This window comes from Citrobacter sp. Cpo148, from assembly GCF_030332375.1.
GTDB classification, from domain to species: domain Bacteria; phylum Pseudomonadota; class Gammaproteobacteria; order Enterobacterales; family Enterobacteriaceae; genus Citrobacter; species Citrobacter portucalensis.
In genome coordinates, this window is sequence record NZ_JAOWHY010000041.1 from 45095 (window position 1) to 70883 (window position 25789).

29 protein-coding genes are annotated in these 25789 nt (G+C 52.3%); 23 read left to right on the plus strand and 6 right to left on the minus strand.

The window, feature by feature from the left end:
• Nucleotides 1-159: 159 nt before the first annotated feature.
• The 8 genes from hflK (at nt 160) to OGY10_RS06125 (ending at nt 9791) form a co-directional block, all read left to right on the plus strand.
• A complete protein-coding gene (gene hflK / locus OGY10_RS06090) occupies nt 160-1413 on the plus strand; it encodes an FtsH protease activity modulator HflK (RefSeq protein WP_008786005.1) in 1254 nt (417 codons plus the stop codon).
• 2 nt (nt 1414-1415) lie between these two features.
• On the plus strand, nt 1416-2420 hold the full coding sequence (gene hflC, locus OGY10_RS06095) for a protease modulator HflC (protein WP_003830491.1): 1005 nt from the start codon (nt 1416-1418) through the stop codon (nt 2418-2420).
• 82 nt (nt 2421-2502) lie between these two features.
• Nucleotides 2503-2700, plus strand: a complete 198-nt coding sequence (locus OGY10_RS06100; protein WP_003025602.1) for a DUF2065 domain-containing protein — start codon at nt 2503-2505, stop codon at nt 2698-2700.
• 102 nt (nt 2701-2802) lie between these two features.
• The gene (gene purA / locus OGY10_RS06105; protein WP_003025606.1) at nt 2803-4101 is read left to right on the plus strand and encodes an adenylosuccinate synthase; all 1299 of its coding nucleotides are present in this window, start codon (nt 2803-2805) and stop codon (nt 4099-4101) included.
• Nucleotides 4102-4317: 216 nt separating this feature from the next.
• A complete protein-coding gene (nsrR, locus tag OGY10_RS06110) occupies nt 4318-4743 on the plus strand; it encodes a nitric oxide-sensing transcriptional repressor NsrR (protein ID WP_003830485.1) in 426 nt (141 codons plus the stop codon).
• Between the two features lie 38 nt (nt 4744-4781).
• Nucleotides 4782-7244 carry a ribonuclease R gene (gene rnr, locus OGY10_RS06115; RefSeq protein WP_191226501.1) on the plus strand — a complete coding sequence of 821 codons (2463 nt, stop codon included), beginning with the start codon at nt 4782-4784 and terminating at the stop codon, nt 7242-7244.
• Nucleotides 7245-7316: 72 nt separating this feature from the next.
• Complete coding sequence (gene rlmB / locus OGY10_RS06120) at nt 7317-8048, plus strand: 23S rRNA (guanosine(2251)-2'-O)-methyltransferase RlmB (RefSeq protein WP_003830482.1); 732 nt, start codon at nt 7317-7319, stop codon at nt 8046-8048.
• Nucleotides 8049-8168: 120 nt separating this feature from the next.
• Entirely contained in the window at nt 8169-9791 is a 1623-nt protein-coding gene (locus tag OGY10_RS06125) for an isovaleryl-CoA dehydrogenase (RefSeq protein ID WP_286576454.1), read from the plus strand.
• Nucleotides 9792-9877: 86 nt separating this feature from the next.
• On the opposite strand, the gene yjfN is transcribed toward OGY10_RS06125, so the two are convergent.
• Both yjfN and bsmA read right to left on the minus strand, forming a co-directional pair.
• On the minus strand, nt 9878-10153 hold the full coding sequence (gene yjfN, locus OGY10_RS06130; protein ID WP_020996263.1) for a DUF1471 family protease activator YjfN: 276 nt from the start codon (nt 10151-10153) through the stop codon (nt 9878-9880).
• A 147-nt stretch (nt 10154-10300) separates the two neighbouring features.
• Nucleotides 10301-10630 (minus strand): biofilm peroxide resistance protein BsmA, encoded by a 330-nt coding sequence (bsmA, locus tag OGY10_RS06135; protein ID WP_008786010.1) that lies wholly within the window; start codon nt 10628-10630, stop codon nt 10301-10303.
• 181 nt (nt 10631-10811) lie between these two features.
• Between bsmA and yjfP the strand changes: the two genes are divergently transcribed.
• Nucleotides 10812-11561, plus strand: a complete 750-nt coding sequence (gene yjfP / locus OGY10_RS06140) for an esterase (protein WP_191226499.1) — start codon at nt 10812-10814, stop codon at nt 11559-11561.
• Here yjfP and ulaR read toward each other — a convergent pair.
• Entirely contained in the window at nt 11558-12313 is a 756-nt protein-coding gene (gene ulaR / locus OGY10_RS06145) for an HTH-type transcriptional regulator UlaR (protein WP_003025646.1), read from the minus strand. The genes yjfP and ulaR overlap by 4 nt on opposite strands.
• 106 nt (nt 12314-12419) lie before the next feature.
• Nucleotides 12420-13484 (minus strand): L-ascorbate 6-phosphate lactonase, encoded by a 1065-nt coding sequence (gene ulaG, locus OGY10_RS06150; protein WP_286576457.1) that lies wholly within the window; start codon nt 13482-13484, stop codon nt 12420-12422.
• A gap of 367 nt (nt 13485-13851) precedes the next feature.
• Here ulaG and ulaA point away from each other — a divergent pair, with 367 nt between their 5' ends.
• The 6 genes from ulaA to OGY10_RS06180 are packed head-to-tail and all read left to right on the plus strand — an operon-like array spanning nt 13852 to nt 18261.
• On the plus strand, nt 13852-15249 hold the full coding sequence (gene ulaA, locus OGY10_RS06155; protein WP_003830456.1) for a PTS ascorbate transporter subunit IIC: 1398 nt from the start codon (nt 13852-13854) through the stop codon (nt 15247-15249).
• A gap of 15 nt (nt 15250-15264) precedes the next feature.
• Nucleotides 15265-15570, plus strand: a complete 306-nt coding sequence (ulaB, locus tag OGY10_RS06160; RefSeq protein ID WP_003025655.1) for a PTS ascorbate transporter subunit IIB — start codon at nt 15265-15267, stop codon at nt 15568-15570.
• Between the two features lie 10 nt (nt 15571-15580).
• The gene (ulaC, locus tag OGY10_RS06165; RefSeq protein ID WP_006686330.1) at nt 15581-16048 is read left to right on the plus strand and encodes a PTS ascorbate transporter subunit IIA; all 468 of its coding nucleotides are present in this window, start codon (nt 15581-15583) and stop codon (nt 16046-16048) included.
• Between the two features lie 12 nt (nt 16049-16060).
• A complete protein-coding gene (ulaD, locus tag OGY10_RS06170) occupies nt 16061-16711 on the plus strand; it encodes a 3-keto-L-gulonate-6-phosphate decarboxylase UlaD (protein WP_286576458.1) in 651 nt (216 codons plus the stop codon).
• 9 nt (nt 16712-16720) lie between these two features.
• Nucleotides 16721-17575: an L-ribulose-5-phosphate 3-epimerase gene (locus OGY10_RS06175; RefSeq protein WP_003830452.1), complete on the plus strand. Its 855-nt coding sequence runs from the start codon at nt 16721-16723 to the stop codon at nt 17573-17575.
• Complete coding sequence (locus tag OGY10_RS06180) at nt 17575-18261, plus strand: L-ribulose-5-phosphate 4-epimerase (protein ID WP_286576460.1); 687 nt, start codon at nt 17575-17577, stop codon at nt 18259-18261. The genes OGY10_RS06175 and OGY10_RS06180 overlap by 1 nt, the downstream gene beginning before the upstream one ends.
• Before the next feature lie 131 nt (nt 18262-18392).
• Here OGY10_RS06180 and yjfY read toward each other — a convergent pair whose 3' ends face one another.
• Nucleotides 18393-18668: a DUF1471 family protein YjfY gene (gene yjfY, locus OGY10_RS06185; protein ID WP_191226496.1), complete on the minus strand. Its 276-nt coding sequence runs from the start codon at nt 18666-18668 to the stop codon at nt 18393-18395.
• Nucleotides 18669-18967: 299 nt separating this feature from the next.
• Between yjfY and OGY10_RS06190 the strand changes: the two genes are divergently transcribed.
• The 6 genes from OGY10_RS06190 (at nt 18968) to OGY10_RS06220 (ending at nt 22396) form a co-directional block, all read left to right on the plus strand.
• Complete coding sequence (locus OGY10_RS06190; RefSeq protein WP_003830447.1) at nt 18968-19732, plus strand: TSUP family transporter; 765 nt, start codon at nt 18968-18970, stop codon at nt 19730-19732.
• A 158-nt stretch (nt 19733-19890) separates the two neighbouring features.
• Nucleotides 19891-20286, plus strand: coding sequence for a 30S ribosomal protein S6 (gene rpsF / locus OGY10_RS06200; RefSeq protein ID WP_003025672.1), 396 nt, complete (start codon nt 19891-19893; stop codon nt 20284-20286).
• A gap of 6 nt (nt 20287-20292) precedes the next feature.
• Nucleotides 20293-20607, plus strand: a complete 315-nt coding sequence (priB, locus tag OGY10_RS06205) for a primosomal replication protein N (RefSeq protein ID WP_153687702.1) — start codon at nt 20293-20295, stop codon at nt 20605-20607.
• Nucleotides 20608-20611: 4 nt separating this feature from the next.
• The gene (rpsR, locus tag OGY10_RS06210; protein WP_000135199.1) at nt 20612-20839 is read left to right on the plus strand and encodes a 30S ribosomal protein S18; all 228 of its coding nucleotides are present in this window, start codon (nt 20612-20614) and stop codon (nt 20837-20839) included.
• Nucleotides 20840-20880: 41 nt separating this feature from the next.
• Nucleotides 20881-21330 carry a 50S ribosomal protein L9 gene (gene rplI / locus OGY10_RS06215; RefSeq protein WP_003025676.1) on the plus strand — a complete coding sequence of 150 codons (450 nt, stop codon included), beginning with the start codon at nt 20881-20883 and terminating at the stop codon, nt 21328-21330.
• A gap of 142 nt (nt 21331-21472) precedes the next feature.
• Nucleotides 21473-22396 (plus strand): DMT family transporter, encoded by a 924-nt coding sequence (locus tag OGY10_RS06220; RefSeq protein WP_008786017.1) that lies wholly within the window; start codon nt 21473-21475, stop codon nt 22394-22396.
• Between the two features lie 64 nt (nt 22397-22460).
• On the opposite strand, the gene OGY10_RS06225 is transcribed toward OGY10_RS06220, so the two are convergent.
• The gene (locus tag OGY10_RS06225) at nt 22461-23111 is read right to left on the minus strand and encodes a LysM-like peptidoglycan-binding domain-containing protein (protein ID WP_071446748.1); all 651 of its coding nucleotides are present in this window, start codon (nt 23109-23111) and stop codon (nt 22461-22463) included.
• A gap of 219 nt (nt 23112-23330) precedes the next feature.
• Here OGY10_RS06225 and bamJ point away from each other — a divergent pair, with 219 nt between their 5' ends.
• Together bamJ and cycA are read left to right on the plus strand one after the other, a co-directional pair.
• Entirely contained in the window at nt 23331-23951 is a 621-nt protein-coding gene (bamJ, locus tag OGY10_RS06230; RefSeq protein WP_032934269.1) for a BamJ family beta-barrel-assembly machinery protein, read from the plus strand.
• A gap of 308 nt (nt 23952-24259) precedes the next feature.
• Nucleotides 24260-25669 carry a D-serine/D-alanine/glycine transporter gene (gene cycA / locus OGY10_RS06235; RefSeq protein WP_008786019.1) on the plus strand — a complete coding sequence of 470 codons (1410 nt, stop codon included), beginning with the start codon at nt 24260-24262 and terminating at the stop codon, nt 25667-25669.
• Nucleotides 25670-25789 lie beyond the last annotated feature (120 nt).

Sequence of the window (25789 nt, forward strand, 5' to 3'; positions counted from 1 at the left end):
CCTCTATACCTTGTGGATTTTGTGCGGCAGGAAGGCGGCAAGTCCTGAAATCTCCAGGAGCATAGTCAACTATGTGACTGGCGTTGAGGGACGCAGCCAACGCAACGGCAGCACAAAAGACGCAGGTATAGCATCGCATAACAAATATGGAGCACAAAAATGGCGTGGAATCAGCCCGGTAATAACGGACAAGACCGCGACCCCTGGGGAAGCAGCAAACCTGGCGGCAACCCTGAGGGAAATGGAAACAAAGGTGGTCGCGAGCAGGGACCTCCCGATCTGGACGATATCTTCCGCAAACTGAGTAAAAAGCTCGGTGGTCTGGGTGGCGGTAAAGGTACTGGCTCTGGCGGCGGTAGTTCATCGCAAGGCCCGCGTCCGCAACTGGGCGGTCGAGTCTTTACTATCGCAGCGGCCGCTATCGTCATTATCTGGGCGGCCAGCGGTTTCTATACCATTAAAGAAGCGGAACGCGGCGTGGTGACACGCTTCGGTAAATTCAGCCATTTGGTTGAACCGGGTCTGAACTGGAAACCGACCTTTGTCGACGAAGTGACACCGGTCAACGTTGAAGCCGTGCGTGAACTTGCCGCATCCGGCGTCATGCTGACCTCTGACGAAAACGTCGTGCGCGTCGAAATGAACGTACAGTACCGCGTGACCGATCCGCAGCGTTACCTGTTTAGCGTAACCAGCGCGGATGACAGTCTGCGTCAGGCTACCGACAGTGCCCTGCGTGGGGTTATCGGTAAATACACCATGGACCGTATCCTGACCGAAGGTCGTACCGTTATTCGTAGCGATACCCAACGTGAACTGGAAGAAACGATCCGTCCGTACAACATGGGTATCACTCTGTTGGACGTCAACTTCCAGGCTGCACGCCCGCCGGAAGAAGTAAAAGCCGCGTTTGACGATGCTATCGCAGCACGTGAAAACGAACAGCAGTACATCCGTGAAGCGGAAGCGTACACCAACGAAGTTCAGCCGCGTGCAAACGGTCAGGCGCAGCGTATTCTGGAAGAAGCGCGTGCGTATAAGACTCAGACAATCCTGGAAGCACAGGGTGAAGTGGCTCGCTTCGCAAAAATTCTGCCGGAATATAAAGCCGCACCGCAAATTACCCGCGAGCGTCTGTATATCGAAACCATGGAAAAAGTGCTGAGCAATACCCGCAAAGTCCTGGTTAACGATAAAGGCAGCAATTTGATGGTTCTGCCGCTGGATCAAATGCTGAAAGGTGGTAGTGCACCAGCAGCAAAGACTGACAGCAGTTCAAACCTGCTGCGTCTGCCGCCAGCAACGACTTCCAGCACTGGAGCAAGCAACACATCGTCCACCAGTCAGGGCGATATTATGGACCAACGCCGCGCGAATGCGCAGCGTAACGACTACCAGCGTCAGGGGGAATAACGATGCGTAAGTCAGTTATTGCGATTATCATCATCGTTCTGGTAGTTCTGTTCATGTCTGTCTTTGTGGTCAAAGAAGGCGAGCGCGGTATTACTCTGCGCTTTGGTAAAGTTCTGCGTGACGATGAAAACAAGCCGCTGGTCGTTGCACCAGGCCTGCACTTCAAGATTCCGTTTATTGAATCTGTGAAGATGCTGGATGCGCGTATTCAGACCATGGACAACCAGGCCGATCGCTTTGTTACCAAAGAGAAGAAAGACCTGATCGTTGACTCCTACATCAAGTGGCGCATCAGTGACTTTAGCCGTTACTACCTGGCAACGGGCGGTGGCGATGTTTCTCAGGCGGAAGTCCTGCTGAAACGTAAGTTCTCTGACCGTCTGCGTTCTGAAATTGGTCGTCTGGACGTGAAGGACATCGTTACCGATTCCCGCGGTCGTTTGACCCTGGAAGTTCGTGACGCGCTGAACTCCGGTTCTGCTGGCACGGAAGATGAAGTGGCGACTCCGGCAGCAGATAGCGCGATTGCCGAAGCGGCTGAACGTGTTCAGGCTGAAACGAACGGTAAAGTACCGGTCATCAACCCGAACAGTATGGCGGCATTAGGCATCGAAGTGGTTGACGTGCGTATTAAGCAAATCAACCTGCCTGCTGAAGTGTCCGAGGCTATCTACAACCGTATGCGCGCTGAGCGTGAAGCGGTAGCGCGTCGCCATCGTTCACAAGGCCAGGAAGAGGCGGAAAAACTGCGTGCAACGGCTGACTATGAAGTCACTAAAACGCTGGCAGAATCTGAGCGTCAGGGCCGTATTATGCGCGGTGAAGGCGATGCAGAAGCCGCTAAGCTGTTTGCCGATGCGTTCAGTCAGGATCCGGACTTCTACGCCTTCATCCGTAGCCTGCGTGCTTACGAGAAGAGCTTTGAAGGGAATCAGGACGTAATGGTCATGAGCCCGGACAGCGATTTCTTCCGCTACATGAAGACACCAAATACCGCGACACGCTAATCGCGTTCCAGCGGTTTTAAAGCAGCAAAACCACCGGCATCTCCAGGGATGCGGTGGTTTTCTTTTTATATAAGGGCGATGGATGAATTCAACAATTTTGCTGGCGCTCGCGCTGGTTTTGGTGCTGGAAGGGCTGGGTCCGATGCTTTATCCCAGCGCATGGAAGAAAATGATCTCTGCAATGGCGCAACTTCCCGAAAATATTTTGCGTCGTTTTGGTGGAGGTCTTGTGGTTGCGGGCGTTGTGGTCTACTACATGTTGAGGAAAACGATTGGCTGATCAATAAGTAGACTAATTTGCGGATTTTCGCATGCAAAAAGTGCTGTATATCTGAAAAAGCGGTGGTAGAATCCATTTTTAAGCAAACGGTGATTTTGAAAAATGGGTAACAACGTCGTCGTACTGGGCACCCAATGGGGTGACGAAGGTAAAGGGAAGATCGTCGATCTTCTGACTGAACGGGCTAAATATGTTGTGCGCTACCAGGGTGGTCACAACGCAGGCCATACTCTCGTAATCAACGGTGAAAAAACCGTCCTCCATCTTATTCCATCAGGCATTCTTCGCGAAAACGTAATCAGCATCATCGGTAACGGTGTTGTTCTGTCTCCGTCCGCGCTGATGAAAGAAATGAAAGGACTGGAAGATCGTGGTATCCCGGTTCGCGAGCGCCTGCTGCTGTCTGAAGCTTGTCCGCTGATCCTTGATTATCACGTTGCGTTGGATAACGCTCGTGAGAAAGCGCGTGGCGAGAAAGCGATCGGTACTACCGGTCGTGGTATCGGTCCGGCTTATGAAGACAAAGTAGCTCGTCGCGGTCTGCGTGTTGGCGATCTGTTTGATAAAGCAACTTTCGCTGAAAAACTGAAAGAAGTGATGGAATATCACAACTTCCAGCTGGTGAATTTCTATAAAGTTGAAGCTGTTGACTACCAGAAAGTGCTGGATGATGTGATGGCTATCGCCGACATCCTGACCTCAATGGTTGTTGATGTTTCCGATCTGCTGGACCAGGCGCGTAAGCGTGGCGATTTCGTCATGTTTGAAGGTGCGCAGGGTACGCTGCTGGATATCGACCACGGTACCTATCCGTACGTAACGTCCTCCAACACCACCGCAGGTGGCGTGGCAACCGGCTCCGGCCTGGGCCCACGTTATGTGGACTACGTTCTGGGTATCATCAAAGCTTACTCTACTCGTGTAGGTGCGGGTCCGTTCCCGACAGAGCTGTTTGATGACGTTGGCGAGTTCCTGTGCAAACAAGGTAACGAGTATGGCGCGACCACCGGTCGTCGTCGTCGTACCGGTTGGCTGGACTCCGTTGCTGTACGCCGTGCAGTACAGATTAACTCCCTGTCTGGCTTCTGCCTGACCAAACTGGACGTACTGGACGGTTTGAAAGAGGTGAAAATCTGTGTCGCTTACCGTATGCCGGATGGCCGCGAAGTAACGACTACTCCGCTGGCAGCTGACGACTGGAAAGGTATCGAGCCGATTTACGAAACCATGCCGGGTTGGTCTGAATCCACCTTCGGCGTGAAGGAACGTAGCGGTCTGCCGCAGGCAGCACTGAACTACATCAAGCGTATTGAAGAACTGACCGGTGTGCCGATTGATATTATTTCAACTGGCCCAGACCGTACTGAAACCATGATCCTGCGCGACCCGTTCGACGCATAATTCTGGTTATAGCGTAGCGTCAAACGGCGCTGCGCTTGCACTAATTTAGGCCGGAGAAGGTGCTTTGCATCAGAATCCGGCTTAAAATCACGTAAGTTCCTCGCTTTTTTCCTTCCCGAACTGAAATAAATTAGCGACCTGGCTGGTGGCTGGTTTATCATCAATGTAATTAATACTACCAGGTTTATCCGTTTTATCCCTTTTCCTGAGGTTGATGTGCAGTTAACAAGTTTCACCGATTACGGATTACGTGCGCTAATCTACATGGCGTCACTTCCCGAAGGACGTATGACCAGTATTTCTGAGGTGACAGAAGTCTACGGCGTGTCCCGTAATCATATGGTCAAAATAATCAATCAACTTAGCCGGGCGGGCTTTGTTACTGCTATTCGAGGAAAAAATGGCGGTATCCGCCTGGGTAAACCTGCTAAGGATATTGGTATTGGTGATGTGGTTCGCGAGCTGGAACCCTTATCGTTGGTCAACTGTAGCAGCGAGTTTTGCCACATTACCCCGGCCTGTAGACTCAAACAGGCGCTTTCTAAAGCAGTGCAAAGTTTTCTCACGGAACTGGACAACTACACACTTGCTGATTTGGTTGAAAAGAATCAACCGCTTTATAAATTATTGCTGGTGGAGTAACGACTCCCGCCAGCAGCGATGATGACGGAGGAACCGACATGTCACAAGATCCTTTCCAGGAACGCGAAGCAGAAAAATACGCGAATCCTATCCCGAGCCGGGAATTTATCCTCGAACATTTAACTAAACGTGAAAAGCCGGCCAACCGCGATGAGCTGGCCGCTGAACTCAATATTGAAGGTGAAGAGCAGCAAGAAGCGCTGCGTCGTCGCCTGCGCGCGATGGAGCGTGACGGACAACTGGTCTTCACCCGTCGTCAATGCTATGCGCTGCCGGAGCGTCTCGACCTGCTGAAAGGTACCGTTATTGGCCACCGTGATGGCTACGGCTTTCTGCGCGTTGAAGGCCGCAAAGATGACCTGTATCTGTCCAGCGAGCAGATGAAAACCTGCATTCATGGCGATCAGGTGCTGGCGCAGCCGCTGGGCGCGGACCGTAAAGGTCGCCGCGAAGCGCGAATTGTGCGCGTACTGGTGCCGAAAACCAGCCAGATTGTCGGTCGCTACTTCACCGACGCTGGTGTTGGGTTTGTCGTCCCAGACGACAGCCGCCTGAGCTTCGATATTCTGATCCCGCCGGAAGAGGTAATGGGCGCTCGTATGGGCTTTGTGGTCGTCGTTGAACTGACCCAGCGTCCAACTCGCCGCACCAAAGCGGTGGGCAAAATTGTTGAAGTGCTGGGCGATAACATGGGAACCAGCATGGCCGTGGATATGGCCCTGCGTACTCATGAAATCCCATATATCTGGCCTCAGGCGGTTGAGAAACAGGTCGCCGGACTGAAAGAAGAAGTGCCGGAAGAGGCGAAAGTAGGACGTGTCGATCTGCGCTCCCTGCCGCTGGTGACTATCGATGGCGAAGATGCGCGCGACTTCGACGATGCGGTTTATTGCGAGAAGAAACGCGGCGGTGGTTGGCGTTTATGGGTGGCGATTGCTGACGTAAGCTATTACGTTCGCCCGCCGACTCCGCTGGACCAGGAAGCTCGTAGCCGTGGCACATCCGTTTACTTCCCGTCGCAGGTTGTTCCGATGCTGCCGGAAGTGCTGTCTAACGGATTGTGTTCACTCAACCCGCAGGTGGACAGGTTGTGTATGGTCTGTGAAATGACCATTTCGTCGAAAGGCCGCTTAACCGGCTTTAAATTCTACGAAGCGGTCATGAGTTCCCACGCACGTCTGACCTACACCAAGGTCTGGCACATGCTGCAGGGCGACCAGGAGCTGCGTGAGCAGTACGCACCGCTGGTTAAACACATTGAAGAGTTGCATAACCTCTACAAAGTGCTGGATAAAGCCCGTGAAGAGCGTGGCGGTATCTCGTTTGAAAGTGAAGAGGCGAAGTTTATCTTCAATGCTGAACGCCGTATTGAGCGTATCGAGCAGACGCAGCGTAACGACGCACACAAGCTGATTGAAGAGTGCATGATCATGGCGAACATCTCAGCGGCGCGATTCGTTGAGAAAGCCAAAGAGCCAGCGCTGTTCCGTATTCACGATAAGCCGACGACCGAAGCGATTAACTCGTTCCGTTCCGTCCTGGCAGAGCTGGGGCTGGAGCTGCCTGGTGGCAACAAACCTGAGCCGCGTGATTACGCTGAACTGCTGGAGTCGATTGCTGACCGTCCTGACGCAGAAATGCTGCAAACCATGCTGCTGCGTTCGATGAAGCAGGCGATTTACGATCCGGAAAACCGTGGTCACTTTGGCCTGGCGCTGCAATCTTATGCACACTTTACTTCACCGATCCGTCGTTACCCGGATCTCTCCTTGCACCGGGCGATTAAGTATCTGCTGGCGCAGGAGCAGGGCCATAAGGGCAACACCACGGAAACCGGTGGCTACCATTATTCGATGGAAGAGATGCTGCAACTGGGTCAGCACTGTTCGATGGCCGAGCGCCGTGCTGATGAAGCCACGCGCGATGTCTCTGACTGGCTGAAGTGCGACTTCATGCTGGACCAGGTGGGTAATGTCTTCAAAGGCGTGATTGCCAGCGTGACCGGATTTGGTTTCTTTGTCCGTCTCGATGAACTGTTTATCGATGGTTTGGTGCATGTCTCCTCTCTGGATAACGACTACTATCGTTTCGACCAGGTTGGGCAGCGCCTGACGGGGGAATCCAGCGGCCAGATGTATCGCCTGGGCGATCGCGTGGAAGTTCGCGTGGAAGCAGTCAACATGGACGAGCGTAAGATCGACTTCAGCTTGATCTCCAGTGAACGTGCGCCGCGTAATGAAGGTAAAACCGCGCGCGAAAAAGCCAAAAAAGGCGATGCGGGTAAAAATACCGGTAAACGTCGTCAGATGGGCAAAAAGGTGAATTTCGAGCCGGACAGCGCTTTCCGCGGCGAGAAGAAAGGCAGAACCAAACCTCAGGCGGATAAGAATGCGGCTGAGAAGAAAGGTGATAAAAAAGCGAAAAAGCCTTCGGCAAAAACGCTTAAAATTGCTGCCGCCACTAAAGCTAAACGTGCGGCGAAAAAGAAAGTCGCACAATAACAGCCATAGACTGTAAGTCGGGCAACCTTCGCGTTGTCCGGCGTTACGCATAAACTATTAACGAGTACATTCATGAGTGAAATGATTTACGGCATCCATGCGGTGCAGGCCCTGCTGGAACGTGCGCCTGAGCGCTTCCAGGACGTCTTTATTCTCAAAGGTCGTGAAGATAAACGCCTGCTGCCGCTGATCCATGCACTGGAAGCACAGGGTGTTGTCATTCAACTGGCTAACCGTCAGTTTCTGGATGAGAAAAGCGAGGGTGCGGTACATCAGGGAATTATTGCTCGCGTGAAGCCGGGTCGTCAGTATCAGGAAAACGATCTGCCGGATCTGATTGCCACGCTCGATCAGCCGTTCTTTTTGATCCTCGATGGCGTCACCGATCCGCATAACCTGGGTGCATGCCTGCGTAGCGCCGATGCCGCTGGCGTACATGCTGTAATCGTACCGAAGGATCGTTCCGCACAGTTGAATGCGACGGCGAAAAAAGTGGCCTGTGGTGCGGCAGAAAGCGTACCGCTGATCCGCGTGACCAACCTGGCGCGCACCATGCGTATGCTGCAGGAAGAGAATATCTGGATCGTCGGAACCGCAGGTGAAGCCGACCATACTCTCTATCAGAGCAAAATGACCGGTCGTCTGGCGCTGGTGATGGGCGCAGAGGGTGAAGGTATGCGCCGTCTGACCCGCGAACACTGTGACGAACTGATCAGCATCCCGATGGCAGGGAGCGTTTCGTCATTGAACGTTTCAGTTGCGACGGGTATCTGCCTGTTTGAAGCCGTCCGCCAGCGCGGCTAATTCATTCTCTATGTCTCCTAAGCCATCCCTCGGGATGGCTTTTTTGTGACCTGAATCCCAGGCACTCTCTTGTCTGGCTGACCATACTTAAAGCGACGGCCATTGACGGAGGGAGACACAATGCACTGGCAAACGCATACCGTTTTTAACCAACCTGTACCGCTCAATAACAGTAACTTATATTTGTCCGATGGCGCGCTGTGTGAAGCGGTTATCCGCGAAGGCGCTGGCTGGGACAGCGATCTTCTCGCCAGTATTGGTCAGCAGCTAGGGACTGCCGAGTCGCTCGAACTGGGCCGTCTGGCCAATGCTTTTCCACCTGAACTGTTGCGCTACGACCCGCAGGGGCAGCGGCTGGATGATGTGCGTTTTCATCCTGCCTGGCATTTGCTGATGCAGGGATTATGCGCCAACCACGTACATAATCTGGCCTGGGAAGAAGATGCGAGGCAGGGAACATTTGTTGCCCGGGCGGCCCGTTTCATGCTGCATGCGCAGGTGGAAGCTGGCACGTTGTGTCCGGTGACCATGACTTTTGCCGCCACGCCGCTGTTACTTCAGATGTTACCCGCCCCCTTTCACGACTGGCTTACGCCGCTGCTAAGCGACCGTTATGACTCGCATTTACTGCCTGGTGGGCAAAAGCGTGGGCTGCTTATCGGCATGGGCATGACTGAGAAACAGGGTGGTTCAGATGTGCTGAGCAATACCACTCAGGCAGAACGTCTTGCTGACGGCTCGTATCGGCTGGTGGGACATAAGTGGTTTTTCTCCGTGCCGCAAAGCGATGCCCATATAGTGCTGGCCCAGGCTAAGGGAGGATTGTCCTGCTTTTTTGTGCCGCGATTTTTACCTGACGGGCAGCGTAATGCTCTCCGTCTTGAGAGATTGAAAGATAAGTTAGGCAACCGCTCCAACGCCAGCTGCGAGGTTGAATTCCACGATGCGATTGGCTGGCTATTGGGTGAAGAAGGGGAAGGTATACGCCATATCCTGAAAATGGGGGGGATGACGCGTTTTGACTGTGCGCTCGGTAGTCACGGTATGATGCGGCGTGCTTTTTCCGTCGCGATTTACCATGCTCACCAGCGGCAGGTCTTTGGCAAGCCATTGATTGAACAGCCGATGATGCGTCAAGTGTTAGGTCGGATGGCGCTCCAACTGGAAGGTCAAACGGCGTTACTGTTTCGACTGGCGCGGGCCTGGGACCGCCGTGCTGATGCTAAAGAAGCGCTATGGGCCAGGTTGTTCACGCCAGCGGCGAAATTCTCCGTTTGCAAAAGCGGTATGCCATTTGTGGCAGAGGCGATGGAAGTGCTGGGTGGGATTGGCTATTGCGAGGAGAGCGAGCTGCCGCGTTTGTATCGTGAAATGCCGGTAAACAGTATCTGGGAAGGCTCTGGCAACATTATGTGCCTTGATGTGTTGCGTGTACTGACCAAACAACCCGGCATATACGAGATGCTCAGTGAAGCCTTTGCGGAAGTCAAAGGGCAAGACCGACATTACGATCGAATGGTACGTCAGCTCCAGCAGCGTTTACGTAAACCTAGCGAGGCATTGGGGCGGGAGATTACGCAGCAGCTTTTCCTGCTCGGTTGCGGAGCGCAGATGTTGCGCTATGCCTCTCCACCTGTGGCGCAGGCCTGGTGCCAAATGATGCTTGATACGCGGGGGGGACTACGATTGTCTGAGCAGGTGCTGAACGATTTGCTTCTGCGGGCAACGGGGGGATTACGGTAATAATATGCCTGATGGCGACGCTTTCGCGTCTTATCATGTCTACAGTTCACTGTAGCTCAGATAAGTTTACGCCATCCGGCAATGTGTTAAGCATAGAGTATGGCCTGTACGCGCCAGTTGTCGGGCTGCTGATCTTCGTACATTTGAATGATCCGATACCATGAGGCACCTTGTTCATCCGCTTTTAACGCGACTATACGTTCTACATCCTGCGGATTTCCTGCAATGTTACTGACAGATATCTGGCCAATTTCATTCAGGCCCGTAACACAGTCAGCACTGGCGAATTCGGCAGACTGCGCCGTAGTACCTACCAGTCCGGCAGAAAGCAGCAGTGAGGATAAGGCAAGTGATTGTTTCATCGTCAGCTCCATTATTCGTACCCCTACACACGGCAGGGCATTCCATCGCGATAATAAACCTCAAGCTTCCTGCTGTTGGTTTATTGTGCACAGGTAAACGCATAGGGGCGCAAAGCAATGTAAAGCTGACTAAATTTCAACCCAATGTTATTTACGATACAAAATAGCCTGTGAATACCATTGGCCTGTCACGATGGTTTCATCCACTAATAAAACCACGTAGTAATCAGCTTTAGCCGCGGCGGCTTTGGCACGGATCTCTGCCAGCGCATCATCCGGAGAGCCTCTTACCAGTGCGCTAACCGTCCCTAATCGCTGTAACCCATTACTCTGGTCACGGCGGATCTCCTGCGGGTGGTCGGCAACGGGCGGTGCGGGTTGCGGCGTTCCCTGTAGCACGCTACAGGCGCTTAAAAACATAACCAACAACACAGAGGCAAACCGACGCATAACTCTATCTCGTTTCCTGATAGCCATAGTGTAGTGCCTTATTAATTTCCCTTTAGGGGAATGTTCCCGAATTGTTATCTCTCACGCGATTTTCGAATGAAAATGTTGCGAAAGCGTAACCCAGTTCTCAACATTATGAATCATTGCCGAACACATTCGCTTGCGTTAAGTATTGCTGCATGGCATACCAGAAAGAAAGAGGCGACAAATGATCGAAATTGAAACACGACGGCTAGCTGGTATCCCTGTCCTGCACGCCGTTCCGGCTGGCAAACGCGAATGTTCACTCCCTTGTATTATCTTCTATCACGGGTTTACATCTTCAAGTCTGGTTTACAGCTATTTTGCCGTTGCGCTGGCTCAGGCCGGGTTCCGTGTCGTCATGCCAGATGCGCCAGACCACGGTGCCCGCTTCAAAGGTGATGCTCAGGGGCGAATGTTCCGCTTCTGGCATATTTTGCAGCAAAATATGCAGGAGTTTGCGACGTTACGTGCGGCGCTGGTGGCGGAAAATTGGCTTTCAGATGAGCGGCTTGCCGTCGGTGGGGCGTCGATGGGGGGAATGACAGCACTGGGCATAATGGCGCGCCATCCTGAGGTTAAATGTGTAGCCAGCCTGATGGGTTCAGGCTATTTTACCCGGCTTGCGCAGATGCTTTTTCCCCCTTTACTGGTTCAGACCCCAGAGCAGCAGGCGGAATTTGATGCCGTTATCGCCCCGCTTGCCGAATGGGATGTTACGCATCAGTTACCACGCCTCGCTGACAGGCCGTTGCTGCTGTGGCATGGACAGGATGATGATGTTGTACCCGCTGTTGAAACCTTCCGCTTACAGCAAGCGCTGATTCAGGCAGGTTTGGACAACAATCTGACCTGCCTGTGGGAAGCGGGCGTACGACATCGCATCACGCCAGAAGCGTTGGCCGCAACAGTGACGTTTTTCCGCCAGCACCTTTAAACGCGCATAATGCTCACGCCCTGGGCTTCAAGCTGTTGCAGAATCTCAGGGTTTGCATTTTTGCCAGTAATCAGCATGTCGATTTGGTCGGCGCGACTGAACAGCATTCCCGCACGTTCACCGACTTTACTGCTATCGACCAGTACCACCAGTTTGCCCACCACGTTAAGCATCTTCTGCTCGGCCATCGCGGTCAGCATATCGGTTTTATACAGTCCGTCCGCGGTCAAGCCTTTGCCGCTGGTGAACATCCAGTGCCCGGCATACAGGCTATTTTCACTGCCTTGCGGGCTAAGCGTGATGGATTGGCTTTTGTTATATTGCCCTCCCATGATGATCACGCTGTCATGCTCCTGGTCGATCAGATAGTTCGCCAGCGGCAGATAATTAGTGATGATCTGCACCGGCTTGCCGCACATTTCGCGACCCAGTAGAAAGGCGGTCGATCCGCAGTTGATCACCACGCTTTCACCCGCATTCACAAGCTGGGATGCCGCCTTGGCAATGCGAACTTTTTCATCGTGGTTCTGTGCCTGGTGCAGATTCATTGGCGTCCAGCGCGGTCGCTGCTGGGTAATAGCTTCTGCGCCGTTGCGGACTTTCTTGAGTTTGCCGCTTTCATCGAGTTTGTTGATATCCCGGCGTGCTGTGGCGGGTGAAATCCCCAGACGCTCAATCACGTTCTCAACGGTAACAAAGCCCAACTGCGCCAGCATATCCAGCAATATTTGATGTCTTTGTGCTTCAGTCATGAGCTATTCCGATACAAATTGATTTGAAAAGATGATATTTGAAATAGCCTGGAAATACTAAAGTAAATGGGAAAAAATGCCGGGATGACCCGGCATTTTGTGTGGATCACAAGAACGATTTAAACGGTAAATCCGGTTCAATCGTGAAGCAGTCGTCAAAGCCGCGCGGATAGTGATATTCATAGTTATCTTTGTCCAGCGGCCAGGTGAACTTGCCACCCACCTGCCAGATAAAAGGCTTAAAGCCATACTTCAGCCGATCTTTTTTCATCTCCCACAGTACGCGGATCTCCTGAGGATCGGCCTGGAAGTTTGACCAGATATCGTGATGGAAAGGGATCACCACTTTTGTATTCAGGGCCTCCGCCATACGCAGCATGTCGGAACTGGTCATTTTGTCCGTAATACCCCGTGGGTTCTCGCCGTAGGATCCGAGCGCGACGTCGATCTGGTGCTCATTGCCATGCTTTGCATAGTAGTTGGAGTAGTGTGAATCACCGCTGTGATAAAGCGTACCGCCCGGCGTTTTGAACAGATAGTTTACGGCGCGGGCATCCATACCATCCGGCAGCACGCCTGCCGCTTTTTGATCGGCAGGAAGCGTGATCAATGCCGTACGATCAAACGCATCAAGCGCATGAATTTCAATATCTTTCACTTTCACCACATCGCCAGGTTTTACCACGATGCAGCGCTCTTTTGGTACACCCCAACTGATCCACAGATCCACACAAGTCTGCGGTCCAATAAACGGCACGTCGTCGACACAGTTCTGCATGACGGCTGCTGCAACATTTACGTCGATGTGATCGTTATGATCGTGCGTGGCCAGCACCGCATCGATCTGACGAATGGCAAACGGATCAAGAACAAACGGCGTGGTGCGCAGGTTTGGCTGCAGCTTCTTCACGCCCGCCATGCGTTGCATCTGGTGACCGGTTTTCATCAGCGGGTTACCGTGACTCTGTTTACCCGTACCGCACCAGAAATCGACGCAGACGTTAGTTCCGCCTTCAGACTTTAGCCAAATTCCGGTACAGCCAAGCCACCACATAGCGAAAGTGCCAGGTGCGACCTGTTCCTGCTCGATCTCTTCATTGAGCCAGCTTCCCCACTCCGGGAATGTGCTCAGAATCCATGATTCACGCGTGATGCTTTTTACTTTACTCATCGCAATTACCTTCATGTTTATTCAGATTGAATCAAATGATGATTTATTTTGATTGATACTGACATCATTTTCTCAAGAAGGCAATGCGCTGATTTTTGGTGTTGAATGGGAAAATGTGAACAAATTACAACGTGACAAGAGGGTTTATATGAAATGTATTTTTGTATTTTATTGTTTTAAATGAATTTATTTTGACGTGTATGAATTTGAAGTAAATCCACTCTGCAAGTAAGAGAATTATTTGCGTACTTCATCACATTTAATCAAATTCAATCTTGTTGTGATTACTTTTGAAAACTAGAGTGAGGGCACAACATCCTGGGCATCTGTAATGAATGTTCAGCAACTTCGTCTACTGGAGATCGTTATGGAGATCCTCTACAACATCTTTACCGTCTTTTTTAATCAGGTCATGACCAATGCACCGTTGCTGTTGGGTATTGTGACCTGCCTCGGCTACATCCTGTTGCGTAAAAGTGTCAGCGTCATTATCAAAGGCACGATCAAAACGATTATCGGTTTTATGTTATTGCAGGCAGGGTCGGGCATTCTGACCAGCACGTTTAAACCGGTGGTGGCGAAGATGTCTGAGGTTTACGGTATCAATGGCGCGATCTCCGATACCTATGCCTCCATGATGGCAACCATCGAACGAATGGGTGATGCATACAGTTGGGTAGGGTACGCCGTACTGTTAGCGCTGGCGCTGAACATTTGTTACGTACTGCTACGGCGTATTACCGGCATTCGAACCATCATGCTGACTGGGCACATCATGTTCCAGCAGGCGGGGCTGATTGCTGTCTCTTTCTACATCTTTGGTTACCCGATGTGGACCACCATCATCTGTACCGCGGTGCTGGTGTCGCTCTACTGGGGCATTACCTCCAATATGATGTACAAACCGACGCAGGAAGTAACTGACGGCTGCGGTTTTTCCATCGGTCACCAGCAGCAGTTCGCCTCCTGGATTGCTTACAAAGTCGCGCCGTATCTGGGTAAGAAAGAGGAGAGCGTAGAAGATCTCAAGCTGCCAGGCTGGCTGAATATCTTCCATGACAACATCGTTTCCACCGCGATTGTGATGACCATCTTTTTCGGGGCGATCCTGCTCTCTTTCGGCATAGATGTGGTTCAGGCGATGGCGGGTAAAACCCACTGGACGGTGTATATCCTGCAAACCGGTTTTTCGTTTGCTGTCGCTATCTTCATCATCACCCAGGGCGTACGTATGTTCGTTGCTGAACTTTCAGAAGCGTTCAACGGTATCTCTCAACGTCTGATCCCCGGCGCGGTGTTGGCTATCGACTGCGCAGCGATTTACAGCTTTGCCCCCAACGCGGTGGTTTGGGGCTTTATGTGGGGCACCATCGGCCAACTGATCGCGGTAGGTATTCTGGTTGCCTGCGGCTCTTCCATCCTGATTATCCCAGGCTTTATCCCGATGTTCTTCTCGAACGCCACTATCGGCGTATTTGCTAACCACTTTGGCGGCTGGCGCGCGGCGCTCAAGATTTGCCTGGTGATGGGGATGATCGAAATCTTCGGCTGCGTCTGGGCGGTTAAGCTCACCGGTATGAGCGCCTGGATGGGCATGGCGGACTGGTCAATTCTGGCACCGCCGATGATGCAAGGCTTTGCCTCCATCGGCATCGTGTTTATGGCCGTCATTATTTTGATTGCACTGGCTTATATGTTTTTCGCAGGACGCACGTTGCGCGCTGAGGAAGACGCAGAAAAACAACTGGCAGAACACTCTGCTTAATAAGGAGTTCCGATTATGACCGTACGTATTCTGGCTGTGTGTGGCAATGGGCAGGGCAGTTCCATGATCATGAAAATGAAGGTGGACCAGTTTTTAACCCAGTCAAATATTGACCATACGGTAAACAGCTGCGCCGTGGGTGAATACAAAAGTGAACTGAGCGGTGCGGATATCATCATCGCTTCTACGCATATCGCCGGTGAGATTACCGTTTCTGGCAATAAATATGTCGTCGGCGTACGCAACATGCTGTCTCCTGCCGATTTTGGGCCAAAACTGCTGGAAGTGATCAAAGCGCATTTCCCGCAGGACGTGAAGTAAGGGGCGGCATATGAAATTACGTGACTCGCTGGCAGACAATAATTCCATCCTTTTGCAAGCCGAGGCCAGTACCTGGCAGGAAGCGGTAAAGCTTGGTGTGGATCTGCTGGTTAAGGCCGATGTGGTTGAACCACGCTACTACCAGGCCATCCTTGATGGCGTTGAGCAGTTTGGCCCGTACTTTGTGATTGCACCAGGCCTGGCAATGCCGCACGGCCGTCCGGAGGAAGGAGTTAAGAAAACCGGTTTTGCGCTGGTGACGCTGAAAACGCCGCTGGTGTTTAACCACGAAGATAACGACCCGGTCGATATTCTGATAACGATGGCGGCAGTTGACGCCAACACGCATCAGGAAGTGGGCATCATGCAGATCGTGAATCTCTTTGATGACGAAGCCAATTTCGACCGTTTACGCGCCTGTCGCACCGCGCAGGAAGTGTTGGATTTAATTGATAACGCCACTGCGGCGGCTGTTTAAAAGGATACCAAAATGTCATTACCTATGTTGCAGGTTGCGCTGGATAACCAATCAATGTCTTCCGCGTATGAAACGACGCGTCTGATTGCCGAAGAGGTCGATATCATTGAGGTGGGCACCATTCTTTGCGTGGCAGAGGGTGTGCGCGCCGTTCGCGATCTGAAGGCGCTTTACCCGCATAAAATTGTGCTGGCGGACGCCAAAATTGCCGATGCGGGAAAAATCCTCTCCCGCATGTGTTTCGAAGCCAACGCTGACTGGGTCACCGTCATCTGCTGTGCGGATATCAACACCACCAAGGGGGCACTGGAGGTGGCGAAAGAATTTAACGGTAATGTACAGATTGAACTGACGGGTTACTGGACCTGGGAGCAGGCGCAAGAGTGGCGTGACGCGGGCATTGGGCAAGTTGTGTATCACCGCAGCCGTGATGCGCAGGCAGCAGGTGTGGCGTGGGGAGAGGCGGATATCAGCGCGATCAAACGCCTGTCCGAGATGGGCTTTAAAGTCACCGTCACCGGCGGTCTGGCGCTGGAAGATCTGCCGCTGTTCCAGGGAATTCCGATTCACGTATTTATTGCCGGTCGCAGCATTCGCGATGCCGCCTCTCCGGTGGAAGCGGCCCGTCAGTTCAAACGTTCTATCGCCCAGCTGTGGGGATAAGGAGCGACTATGTTGTCGAAACAGGTCCCGCTCGGTATTTATGAAAAGGCACTCCCCGGCGGGGAGTGCTGGCTGGAGCGCTTGCAGTTGGCGAAGGAACTGGGCTTTGACTTTGTCGAAATGTCGGTTGATGAAACCGACGCTCGCCTGGCGCGTCTTGACTGGAACCGCGAGCAGCGACTGGCGCTGGTGGCCGCTATCGCCGAGACAGGGATACGGGTACCGTCCATGTGCCTGAGCGCTCATCGTCGTTTCCCGCTTGGCAGTGAAGATGATGCGGTGCGCGAACAGGGGCTGGAGATCATGCGTAAAGCCATTCAGTTTGCGCAGGATATCGGTATTCGCGTTATTCAACTGGCGGGTTATGACGTTTATTACCAGCAGGCCAATAACGAAACGCGTCGTCGGTTTCGCGATGGGCTGAAAGAAAGCGTAGAGATGGCGAGCCGTGCACAGGTGACGCTGGCGATGGAAATCATGGATTATCCACTGATGAATTCGATCAGTAAGGCGCTGGGATACGCCCACTATCTCAACAATCCGTGGTTCCAGCTGTATCCCGATATCGGCAATTTGTCGGCGTGGGACAACGACGTGCAGATGGAGCTGCAGGCGGGAATGGGCCATATCGTTGCCGTACACGTGAAAGATACCAAACCCGGTGTATTCAAGAATGTGCCGTTTGGTGAAGGGGTTGTCGATTTCGAACGTTGTTTTGCGACGCTCAAACAGAGTGGGTATTGCGGGCCATACCTGATTGAGATGTGGAGTGAAACGTCGGACGACCCGGCACGTGAAGTGGTGAAGGCGCGCGACTGGGTGAAAGCGCGTATGGCCAGCGCCGGTCTGGTGGAGGCGGTGTAATGCAAAAACTCAAACAGCAGGTTTTTGAGGCTAATATGGATCTGCCGCACTACGGGCTGGTGACGTTTACCTGGGGTAATGTCAGCGCCATCGACCGCGAACGCGGGATGGTGGTGATTAAGCCCAGCGGCGTCGACTACCAGACAATGACAGTGGACGACATGATAGTTGTGGATCTGCACGGCAACGTGGTGGAAGGACGCTATCGTCCTTCTTCCGATACCGCCACCCATCTGGCGCTGTATCGTCGCTATTCCTCTCTTGGCGGCGTGGTGCATACCCACTCAACCCACGCGACGGCATGGGCGCAGGCAGGTCTGGCAATTCCTGCGCTAGGCACGACGCATGCGGACTACTTCTTTGGTGATATCCCCTGCACCCGGGCGTTAACTGAAGCGGAAGTTCAGGATGAGTATGAGCTGAATACCGGCAGGGTGATTGTTGAAACGCTGGGGGAGGTGGAACCTTTGCATACGCCAGGCGTAGTGGTGTACCAGCATGGCCCGTTTGCCTGGGGCAAAGATGCTCATGACGCGGTACATAACGCGGTGGTGATGGAAGAGGTGGCAAAAATGGCATGGATTGCGCGTGGCATTAATCCGGCTCTTAGCCCCATCGACAGTTATCTGATGAATAAACACTTCATGCGTAAGCACGGCCCAAATGCCTATTATGGGCAGAAGTAGGAAAAAACGTTCCGGAGCCAACTCTTCATGGGGATGAGATCGGTCTGGCTTCGGGATTGTTTTGCAAAAAAAGCCCCCAGTGAAGGGGGCAAGTCAAACTGTGGCAATGTTCTCGTTGGTTATTTCTGGTGTTAACGATAAATATATGCACTGGCGTGCATATTTCCGTTACTACCGGGTTCCCTGGTGAGGATCACGTGGTAGTAGGTTGCGCCTTGCGCATCGGTCTCTTCATTCAGGGCCTGAGTGGCTTCACTTTCAGTGGCGAAGTTATGATTTATGTAAATGACGCCTAAGCTCTGCACATCATCCATGTTCCTGGCCTGATGGTTATCAATTTTGATGGCTGCCGTTGCATTTGCACTGAGCAAAAGCACAGCCAGAAGGGTCAAAACACGGGCTCGCATATGTACCTCCTCGACTGCGGTCTCTGGTTGCCTCTCTCCTGTGAGTGATTAACTTCTGATGTAATTTTAACCGCTACCAGCGCAGTCGATAGCGACCATTTCTGATGCAGTTGTTCAAAAAATTACCGCATAGCCATCTTTTCTTTAATTAACAGTCTGCTGGTGTATACCGCTGCGGTGAAAAAATACCTGCCTTTCGCGCATAAGCTCTTACTAAATAGTCAATTTAATCGGGTGAGTACGCCGTTTATAGTGAGCCGGATAATTAATATAACTTTATGATAATAAGGCAAAAACTTATGGATACTTCATTCATGGATTTCAGCTATTTCGTGGTTATGTTTATGGTCGCGCTGGTGGCTGGCTTTATTAACGTGGTGTCGGGTGGTGGTGGATTTCTCTCTATTGGCGCACTCTTAATTTCTGGTTTACCCCCGGCTAATGCGCTGGCAACCAATAAAATTCAGGCTCTGGGTAGCTCGCTGACCTCCGGAATTTACTTTTTACGCCGAGGACATATCAACGTGCAGGAGCACAAGTATGTGTTTTTATCTGCCTTTATCGGTTCTGCGCTGGGAACGACGCTTATCCAGTTCATTGAACCGGAACTGCTGAAGAAACTGCTCCCAATCCTGATTATCGCAGTCGCCATTTACTTTATTTTTGCGCCAAACCTTAGCGAACCGAAAAGAAAGCAGCAGGTATCCCTGTTTCTCTTCTCGTTGATCGGTGGGGGATGTATTGGTTTTTATGATGGCTTTCTCGGTGCTGGGGCAGGTTCCTTTTATACCCTCAGCTATATTCTGCTGTGGGGATACAGTATTGATAAAGCGCAAATCCACTCGAATTTTATTAACCTGGCGTCGAACATCGCCTCGATTTTGTTCTTCATTTTCGGCGGTAAAATGATCTGGTCGCTGGGTTTGGTGATGTTTGCAGGGCAATCCCTTGGCGCACGTCTTGGTGCGACAGTCGTACTGACGCGCGGTAAGAAAGTCATCCGACCCATGATTGTCATTGTCTCCATTTGTATCAGCATCAAAATGCTGCTGGATATGTATTAATGGCAACATGATAAATAATCGTACAAGCACCTTGAGTTTACCTGCTGGCCCCAGTATTATGACGCGTCATTTTTCAGCCGACCTTTAACACGTTCCTTGCCTCCATGGGCCTCGGCTGACCCAGACAGGAGGCTGAATAATCCGTAAGGAGCAATTCGATGCGTCATTACGAAATCGTTTTTATGGTCCATCCTGACCAGAGCGAACAGGTTCCGGGTATGATCGAACGCTACACTGCTGCCATCACTGGTGCAGAAGGCACGATCCACCGTCTGGAAGACTGGGGCCGCCGTCAGCTGGCTTACCCGATCAACAAACTGCACAAAGCTCACTACGTTCTGATGAACGTTGAAGCGCCGCAGGAAGTGATCGATGAGCTGGAAACTACCTTCCGCTTCAACGATGCCGTTATCCGCAGCATGGTTATGCGTACTAAACACGCTGTTACCGAAGCATCTCCGATGGTTAAAGCGAAAGACGAGCGTCGTGAACGTCGCGATGATTTCGCTAACGAAACCGCAGATGATGCTGAAGCTGGGGATTCTGAAGAGTAATTTCTGATGACCAACCGTCTGGTGTTGTCCGGCACTGTGTGCAGGGCCCCCCTTCGAAAGGTCAGTCCATCAGGAATTCCTCATTGCCAGTTCGTGCTTGAGCATCGTTCTGTGCAGGAGGAAGCCGGGTTTCACCGGCAGGCGTGGTGCCAAATGCCCGTTATTATTAGCGGACACGAAAACCAGGCCATTACTCACAGTATAACGGTCGGTAGCGCAGTGACCGTTCAGGGGTTCATCTCTTGCCACAAGGCAAAGAACGGCCTGAGCAAAATGGTTCTGCATGCCGAGCAGATTGAATTGATAGATTCTGGAGACTAGCCATATGGCACGTTATTTCCGTCGTCGCAAGTTCTGCCGTTTCACCGCGGAAGGCGTTCAAGAGATCGACTATAAAGATATCGCTACGCTGAAAAACTACATCACCGAAAGCGGTAAGATTGTCCCAAGCCGTATCACCGGTACCCGTGCAAAATACCAGCGTCAGCTGGCTCGCGCTATCAAACGCGCTCGCTACCTGTCCCTGCTGCCGTACACTGATCGTCATCAGTAATCGGTCACGGTCCATTAATACGACTTTGAGAGGATAAGGTAATGCAAGTTATTCTGCTTGATAAAGTAGCAAACCTGGGTAGCCTGGGTGATCAGGTTAACGTTAAAGCGGGCTATGCTCGTAACTTCCTGGTACCACAGGGTAAAGCTGTTCCTGCTACCAAGAAAAACGTTGAATTTTTCGAAGCGCGTCGCGCTGAGCTGGAAGCTAAACTGGCTGACGTTCTGTCCGCTGCTGAAGCTCGTGCTGAGAAAATCAACGCACTGGAAACCGTAACCATCGCGTCTAAAGCTGGCGACGAAGGTAAACTGTTCGGTTCCATCGGTACTCGCGACATCGCTGACGCTGTAACTGCAGCTGGCGTTGAAGTAGCTAAGAGCGAAGTTCGTCTGCCGAACGGCGTTCTGCGTACCACTGGCGAGCACGAAGTGAGCTTCCAGGTTCACAGCGAAGTGTTTGCTAAGCTGACTGTAAACGTAGTTGCAGAATAAGTTTTTATTCTGATGACCGCGTAAAAGCGCCGGCCCTGTGCCGGCGTTTTGCTTTTCTGTTCCCCCGCTTTTCTCTCTGGCTATTCTTTATCCTTTTCGGGATAATCACAAAAATAAAACATTATTTCAAAGTGGTGATGGAATGGAACCAACGCACCAACCTCTGTTTGCGCGTAAAAATGTTGTCTACCTGAGCGCGGCGTTCTGCTGCCTGCTGTGGGGGAGCGCCTATCCGGCGATCAAAAGCGGATATGAGATCTTCCAGATTGCCACGGATGACATTCCCTCAAAGATTGTCTTTGCCGGATATCGCTTTCTGTTTGCGGGATTATTGCTGCTACTGCTGGCGGTAGCGCAGCGTAAACCGATTGGCCGGTTAAGCCCGCGTCAGTACGGCCAACTCACGCTGTTGGGGCTGACGCAAACCTCGCTGCAATACATCTTCTTTTACATTGGCCTGGCGTTCACGACGGGAGTGAAAGGGTCCATCATGAATGCGACCGGGACCTTCTTCAGCGTGCTGCTGGCCCATTTTATCTACCATAACGACAAACTGAGCTACAACAAAGCGCTGGGCTGTATTCTGGGCTTTACCGGTGTAATGGTGGTGAACTTTAGCAGTGGAATGGATTTTAGCTTCAGCCTGTTAGGCGACGGTTCAGTAGTGATGGCAGCCTTTATTCTCTCTGCTGCCACGCTATATGGAAAACGTATTTCTCAGACGGTGGACCCGACGGTAATGACAGGGTACCAGTTGGGCGGTGGCGGCCTGGCGTTGGTTATCGGCGGCTACGCTTTTGGCGGCACGCTAACCGTACACGGTGCGTCTTCGGTGGCGATTCTCGGCTACCTGACGTTACTCTCTTCGGTCGCTTTCGCCTTGTGGAGTATTCTGCTCAAGCATAATCGCGTGGGGATGATTGCGCCGTTTAACTTCCTGATCCCGGTTTCGGGTGCAGTGCTGTCGGCAATATTCCTCGGTGAAAACATCCTCGAATGGAAATATGCGGTAGCGCTGGTGCTGGTGTGTTCGGGGATCTGGTGGGTGAACAAGGTGAAACGCTGACGTTTCACCTTGATGCCTGATGGCGCTATCGCTTATCAGGCCTGGAATCGCGGGGGCACAGCGCTTAACGGGCGCGGATAAAACTGCCGTTAGGTTGGCGGGTAAACAGGACCTGCTGGCCATTTCCGGTATCAATGGTTAATCCTGTCACTACGCCATTGGCATTCTGCCTGATCTGTATCATCTGACCGTCTTTCAGATTGCTCAGTGGTTTTCCGGCGCCTTCAACCTGTGCCATCGCATACACATCGGTTGGCGGGAGGTTATGGTCACGGAATACCTGCGCCAGCGTTTTACCTGAGTCTACGCGGTAGGAGCGCCACTGCTGGTCAATTCCGCTATCCTGTTGGAAAGGTTGTGTCTGCGGCTGAGATTGCTGGACCTGAGGTTGTGCATCAGGTTCGCCTTCCTGGATTGGCTCTGGCGCAACCGGAGCGACCTGGCCGGGATCGTTTTGCGGCGGGATAAGCTGTGCCTGCAGCTGAGCCTCGGTCGGTGGCTGCGACTGTGACTGTAAATCCAGCTGGGCAGTACGCGTCACCACAGGGGTATCGCTGGTGTCACTGGAAGGGAGCAGGAAACCTATCACCAACACAATAGCAGCAATAATAATGCCGCGGCGGTGCATAGGCGGTAGCGGGTCCATAATGCGAAAATTGTCCGGTGCATGCCAGATTTTCGCCAGGGTTGGTTTTAATTCAAAGCGCCCGGGCATGGCTTTCCTCCTGCTCCGCGTCTCGTTCCTCGATCATAGAGTATAGATGGCTAACGCTATGATGTTCGTCATATTACCCGCTTTCGTGACGTCAACGCGGGATATTCCTATTGTTTATGTTTCCTCGCGATTTGTCATCTGTTCCCGAGACAAAGTTTTACCGGATGCGGCATGGCTGATATGCTGCCCGCTACTTTACATCCGATGAAAGGAAATATGATGGCTAACCCGACTTTTGACACTATCGAAGCGCAAGCAAGCTACGGCATTGGTTTGCAGGTAGGACAACAGCTGAGCGAATCCGGACTGGAAGGACTGTTGCCTGAAGCGCTGGTAGCGGGTATCGCTGACGCGCTGGAAGGTAAGCACCCGGCAGTGCCGGTTGATGTTGTGCATCGCGCACTGCGTGAAATCCACGAACGTGCTGATGCAGTTCGTCGCGAGCGTTTCCAGGCTATGGCGGCTGATGGCGTCAAATATCTGGAAGAAAACCGTGAGAAAGACGGTGTGAACAGCACTGAATCCGGTTTGCAGTTCCGTGTTCTGACCCAGGGTGAAGGTGCTATTCCGGCACGTACTGACCGCGTTCGCGTGCACTACACCGGTAAGCTGATCGACGGTACCGTGTTTGACAGCTCTGTCGCACGTGGCGAACCGGCTGAATTCCCGGTTAACGGCGTAATCCCAGGCTGGATTGAAGCGCTGACCCTGATGCCGGTAGGTTCCAAATGGGAACTGACTATTCCTCAGGAACTGGCTTACGGCGAGCGTGGCGCTGGCGCGTCCATTCCTCCGTTCAGCACGCTGGTATTCGAAGTTGAGCTGCTTGAGATCCTGTAAGCAGTGACTTCTGTTCCCCCCGAGGCCGGGGGGAGCAAAAAAATAGCGTGAAAAGCTATAGTTACGTCGTTGTCGATATTTTATCTTGAAAATGCCCCGTCAGCGTGTATTTTTGTGAGCTGATTCGCGCTATCAGAGTGATATGACACTCACTTTAAACATTAAATTAACATTATATCTAAATCTTAGTATTCATCCCGCCAATTCTTACCTAATATCGATGAGTCCTGATAACAGGATCGTCGTATCATAGACACACTAAAGGCCGTAGAGCCTGAACAACACAGACAGGTACAGGAAGAAAAAACATGGTAGATCAGGTAAAAGTCGACACCGCTGAAGAGGCGTCGTCTGAACAGTCGCTACGGCGCAATCTCACAAACCGTCATATTCAACTTATTGCTATTGGTGGCGCTATCGGTACTGGCCTGTTTATGGGCTCCGGTAAAACCATCAGTCTCGCCGGACCGTCGATCATTTTTGTGTATATGATCATCGGTTTTATGCTGTTTTTCGTGATGCGTGCAATGGGTGAATTGCTGCTCTCGAATCTGGAGTACAAATCGTTTAGTGATTTTGCCTCTGACCTGCTCGGGCCATGGGCTGGGTATTTTACCGGCTGGACCTACTGGTTCTGCTGGGTTGTTACCGGGATGGCAGACGTGGTCGCGATTACCGCGTATGCGCAATTTTGGTTCCCCGAACTGTCAGACTGGGTCGCCTCGCTGGCGGTGATTGTGCTGCTGCTGAGCCTCAACCTCGCCACCGTAAAAATGTTCGGTGAGATGGAGTTCTGGTTTGCGATGATCAAAATCGTTGCCATCATCGGCCTGATTGTCGTCGGTCTGGTGATGGTGCTGACGCACTTCCAGTCGCCAACCGGCGTTCAGGCATCGTTCACGCACTTGTGGAATGACGGTGGCTGGTTCCCGAAAGGTCTGAGCGGCTTCTTTGCCGGCTTCCAGATAGCGGTGTTCGCATTTGTGGGTATTGAGCTGGTGGGTACGACCGCAGCAGAAACCAAGGATCCGGAGAAATCTCTGCCGCGCGCCATTAACTCGATTCCAATCCGTATCATCATGTTCTACGTGTTCGCGCTGATCGTGATTATGTCCGTTACGCCGTGGAGCTCGGTAGTGCCAACCAAGAGCCCATTCGTTGAACTGTTTGTGTTGGTTGGTCTGCCTGCTGCGGCGAGCCTGATCAACTTTGTGGTGCTGACTTCAGCTGCCTCTTCTGCAAACAGCGGCGTGTTCTCTACCAGCCGTATGCTGTTCGGTCTGGCGCAGGAAGGCGTTGCGCCTAAAGCGTTTGCCAAGCTGTCTAAACGCGCAGTTCCGGCGAAGGGTTTAACCTTCTCCTGTATCTGTCTGCTGGGCGGCGTGGTGATGCTGTACGTGAACCCGAGCGTGATTGGCGCCTTCACCATGATCACCACCGTATCGGCGATTCTGTTCATGTTCGTCTGGACCATCATTCTTTGCTCGTACCTGGTGTACCGCAAGCAGCGTCCTCACCTGCATGAAAAATCAATCTACAAGATGCCGTTAGGCAAGCTGATGTGCTGGGTATGTATGGCGTTTTTCGTCTTCGTACTGGTACTGCTGACGCTGGAAGATGATACCCGTCAGGCGCTGATCGTCACGCCGCTGTGGTTCATCGCGCTGGGTCTGGGCTGGTTGTTTATCGGTAAGAAACGTATGGCAGGCGTGCGTTAATCGCTAAGACGTGAGATGTAGGCCGGATAAGGCGTTTACGCCGCATCCGGCACTATGCTGGCGGGATTGCCTGATGCGGCTTCGCCTTATCAGGCCTACGTTCGAGGTCGTTGTAGGCCC

Excerpts from the sequence above, each read along its gene's own strand:
- hflK (WP_008786005.1), top strand. The coding sequence starts at position 160 with ATGGCGTGGAATCAGCCCGGTAATAACGGACAAGACCGCGACCCCTGG.
- hflC (WP_003830491.1), top strand. The coding sequence starts at position 1,416 with ATGCGTAAGTCAGTTATTGCGATTATCATCATCGTTCTGGTAGTTCTG.
- OGY10_RS06100 (WP_003025602.1), top strand. The coding sequence starts at position 2,503 with ATGAATTCAACAATTTTGCTGGCGCTCGCGCTGGTTTTGGTGCTGGAA.
- purA (WP_003025606.1), top strand. The coding sequence starts at position 2,803 with ATGGGTAACAACGTCGTCGTACTGGGCACCCAATGGGGTGACGAAGGT.
- rnr (WP_191226501.1), top strand. The coding sequence starts at position 4,782 with ATGTCACAAGATCCTTTCCAGGAACGCGAAGCAGAAAAATACGCGAAT.
- rlmB (WP_003830482.1), top strand. The coding sequence starts at position 7,317 with ATGAGTGAAATGATTTACGGCATCCATGCGGTGCAGGCCCTGCTGGAA.
- OGY10_RS06125 (WP_286576454.1), top strand. The coding sequence starts at position 8,169 with ATGCACTGGCAAACGCATACCGTTTTTAACCAACCTGTACCGCTCAAT.
- yjfN (WP_020996263.1), bottom strand. The coding sequence starts at position 10,153 with ATGAAACAATCACTTGCCTTATCCTCACTGCTGCTTTCTGCCGGACTG.
- bsmA (WP_008786010.1), bottom strand. The coding sequence starts at position 10,630 with ATGGCTATCAGGAAACGAGATAGAGTTATGCGTCGGTTTGCCTCTGTG.
- yjfP (WP_191226499.1), top strand. The coding sequence starts at position 10,812 with ATGATCGAAATTGAAACACGACGGCTAGCTGGTATCCCTGTCCTGCAC.
- ulaR (WP_003025646.1), bottom strand. The coding sequence starts at position 12,313 with ATGACTGAAGCACAAAGACATCAAATATTGCTGGATATGCTGGCGCAG.
- ulaG (WP_286576457.1), bottom strand. The coding sequence starts at position 13,484 with ATGAGTAAAGTAAAAAGCATCACGCGTGAATCATGGATTCTGAGCACA.
- ulaA (WP_003830456.1), top strand. The coding sequence starts at position 13,852 with ATGGAGATCCTCTACAACATCTTTACCGTCTTTTTTAATCAGGTCATG.
- ulaB (WP_003025655.1), top strand. The coding sequence starts at position 15,265 with ATGACCGTACGTATTCTGGCTGTGTGTGGCAATGGGCAGGGCAGTTCC.
- ulaC (WP_006686330.1), top strand. The coding sequence starts at position 15,581 with ATGAAATTACGTGACTCGCTGGCAGACAATAATTCCATCCTTTTGCAA.
- ulaD (WP_286576458.1), top strand. The coding sequence starts at position 16,061 with ATGTCATTACCTATGTTGCAGGTTGCGCTGGATAACCAATCAATGTCT.
- OGY10_RS06175 (WP_003830452.1), top strand. The coding sequence starts at position 16,721 with ATGTTGTCGAAACAGGTCCCGCTCGGTATTTATGAAAAGGCACTCCCC.
- OGY10_RS06180 (WP_286576460.1), top strand. The coding sequence starts at position 17,575 with ATGCAAAAACTCAAACAGCAGGTTTTTGAGGCTAATATGGATCTGCCG.
- yjfY (WP_191226496.1), bottom strand. The coding sequence starts at position 18,668 with ATGCGAGCCCGTGTTTTGACCCTTCTGGCTGTGCTTTTGCTCAGTGCA.
- OGY10_RS06190 (WP_003830447.1), top strand. The coding sequence starts at position 18,968 with ATGGATACTTCATTCATGGATTTCAGCTATTTCGTGGTTATGTTTATG.
- rpsF (WP_003025672.1), top strand. The coding sequence starts at position 19,891 with ATGCGTCATTACGAAATCGTTTTTATGGTCCATCCTGACCAGAGCGAA.
- priB (WP_153687702.1), top strand. The coding sequence starts at position 20,293 with ATGACCAACCGTCTGGTGTTGTCCGGCACTGTGTGCAGGGCCCCCCTT.
- rpsR (WP_000135199.1), top strand. The coding sequence starts at position 20,612 with ATGGCACGTTATTTCCGTCGTCGCAAGTTCTGCCGTTTCACCGCGGAA.
- rplI (WP_003025676.1), top strand. The coding sequence starts at position 20,881 with ATGCAAGTTATTCTGCTTGATAAAGTAGCAAACCTGGGTAGCCTGGGT.
- OGY10_RS06220 (WP_008786017.1), top strand. The coding sequence starts at position 21,473 with ATGGAACCAACGCACCAACCTCTGTTTGCGCGTAAAAATGTTGTCTAC.
- OGY10_RS06225 (WP_071446748.1), bottom strand. The coding sequence starts at position 23,111 with ATGCCCGGGCGCTTTGAATTAAAACCAACCCTGGCGAAAATCTGGCAT.
- bamJ (WP_032934269.1), top strand. The coding sequence starts at position 23,331 with ATGGCTAACCCGACTTTTGACACTATCGAAGCGCAAGCAAGCTACGGC.
- cycA (WP_008786019.1), top strand. The coding sequence starts at position 24,260 with ATGGTAGATCAGGTAAAAGTCGACACCGCTGAAGAGGCGTCGTCTGAA.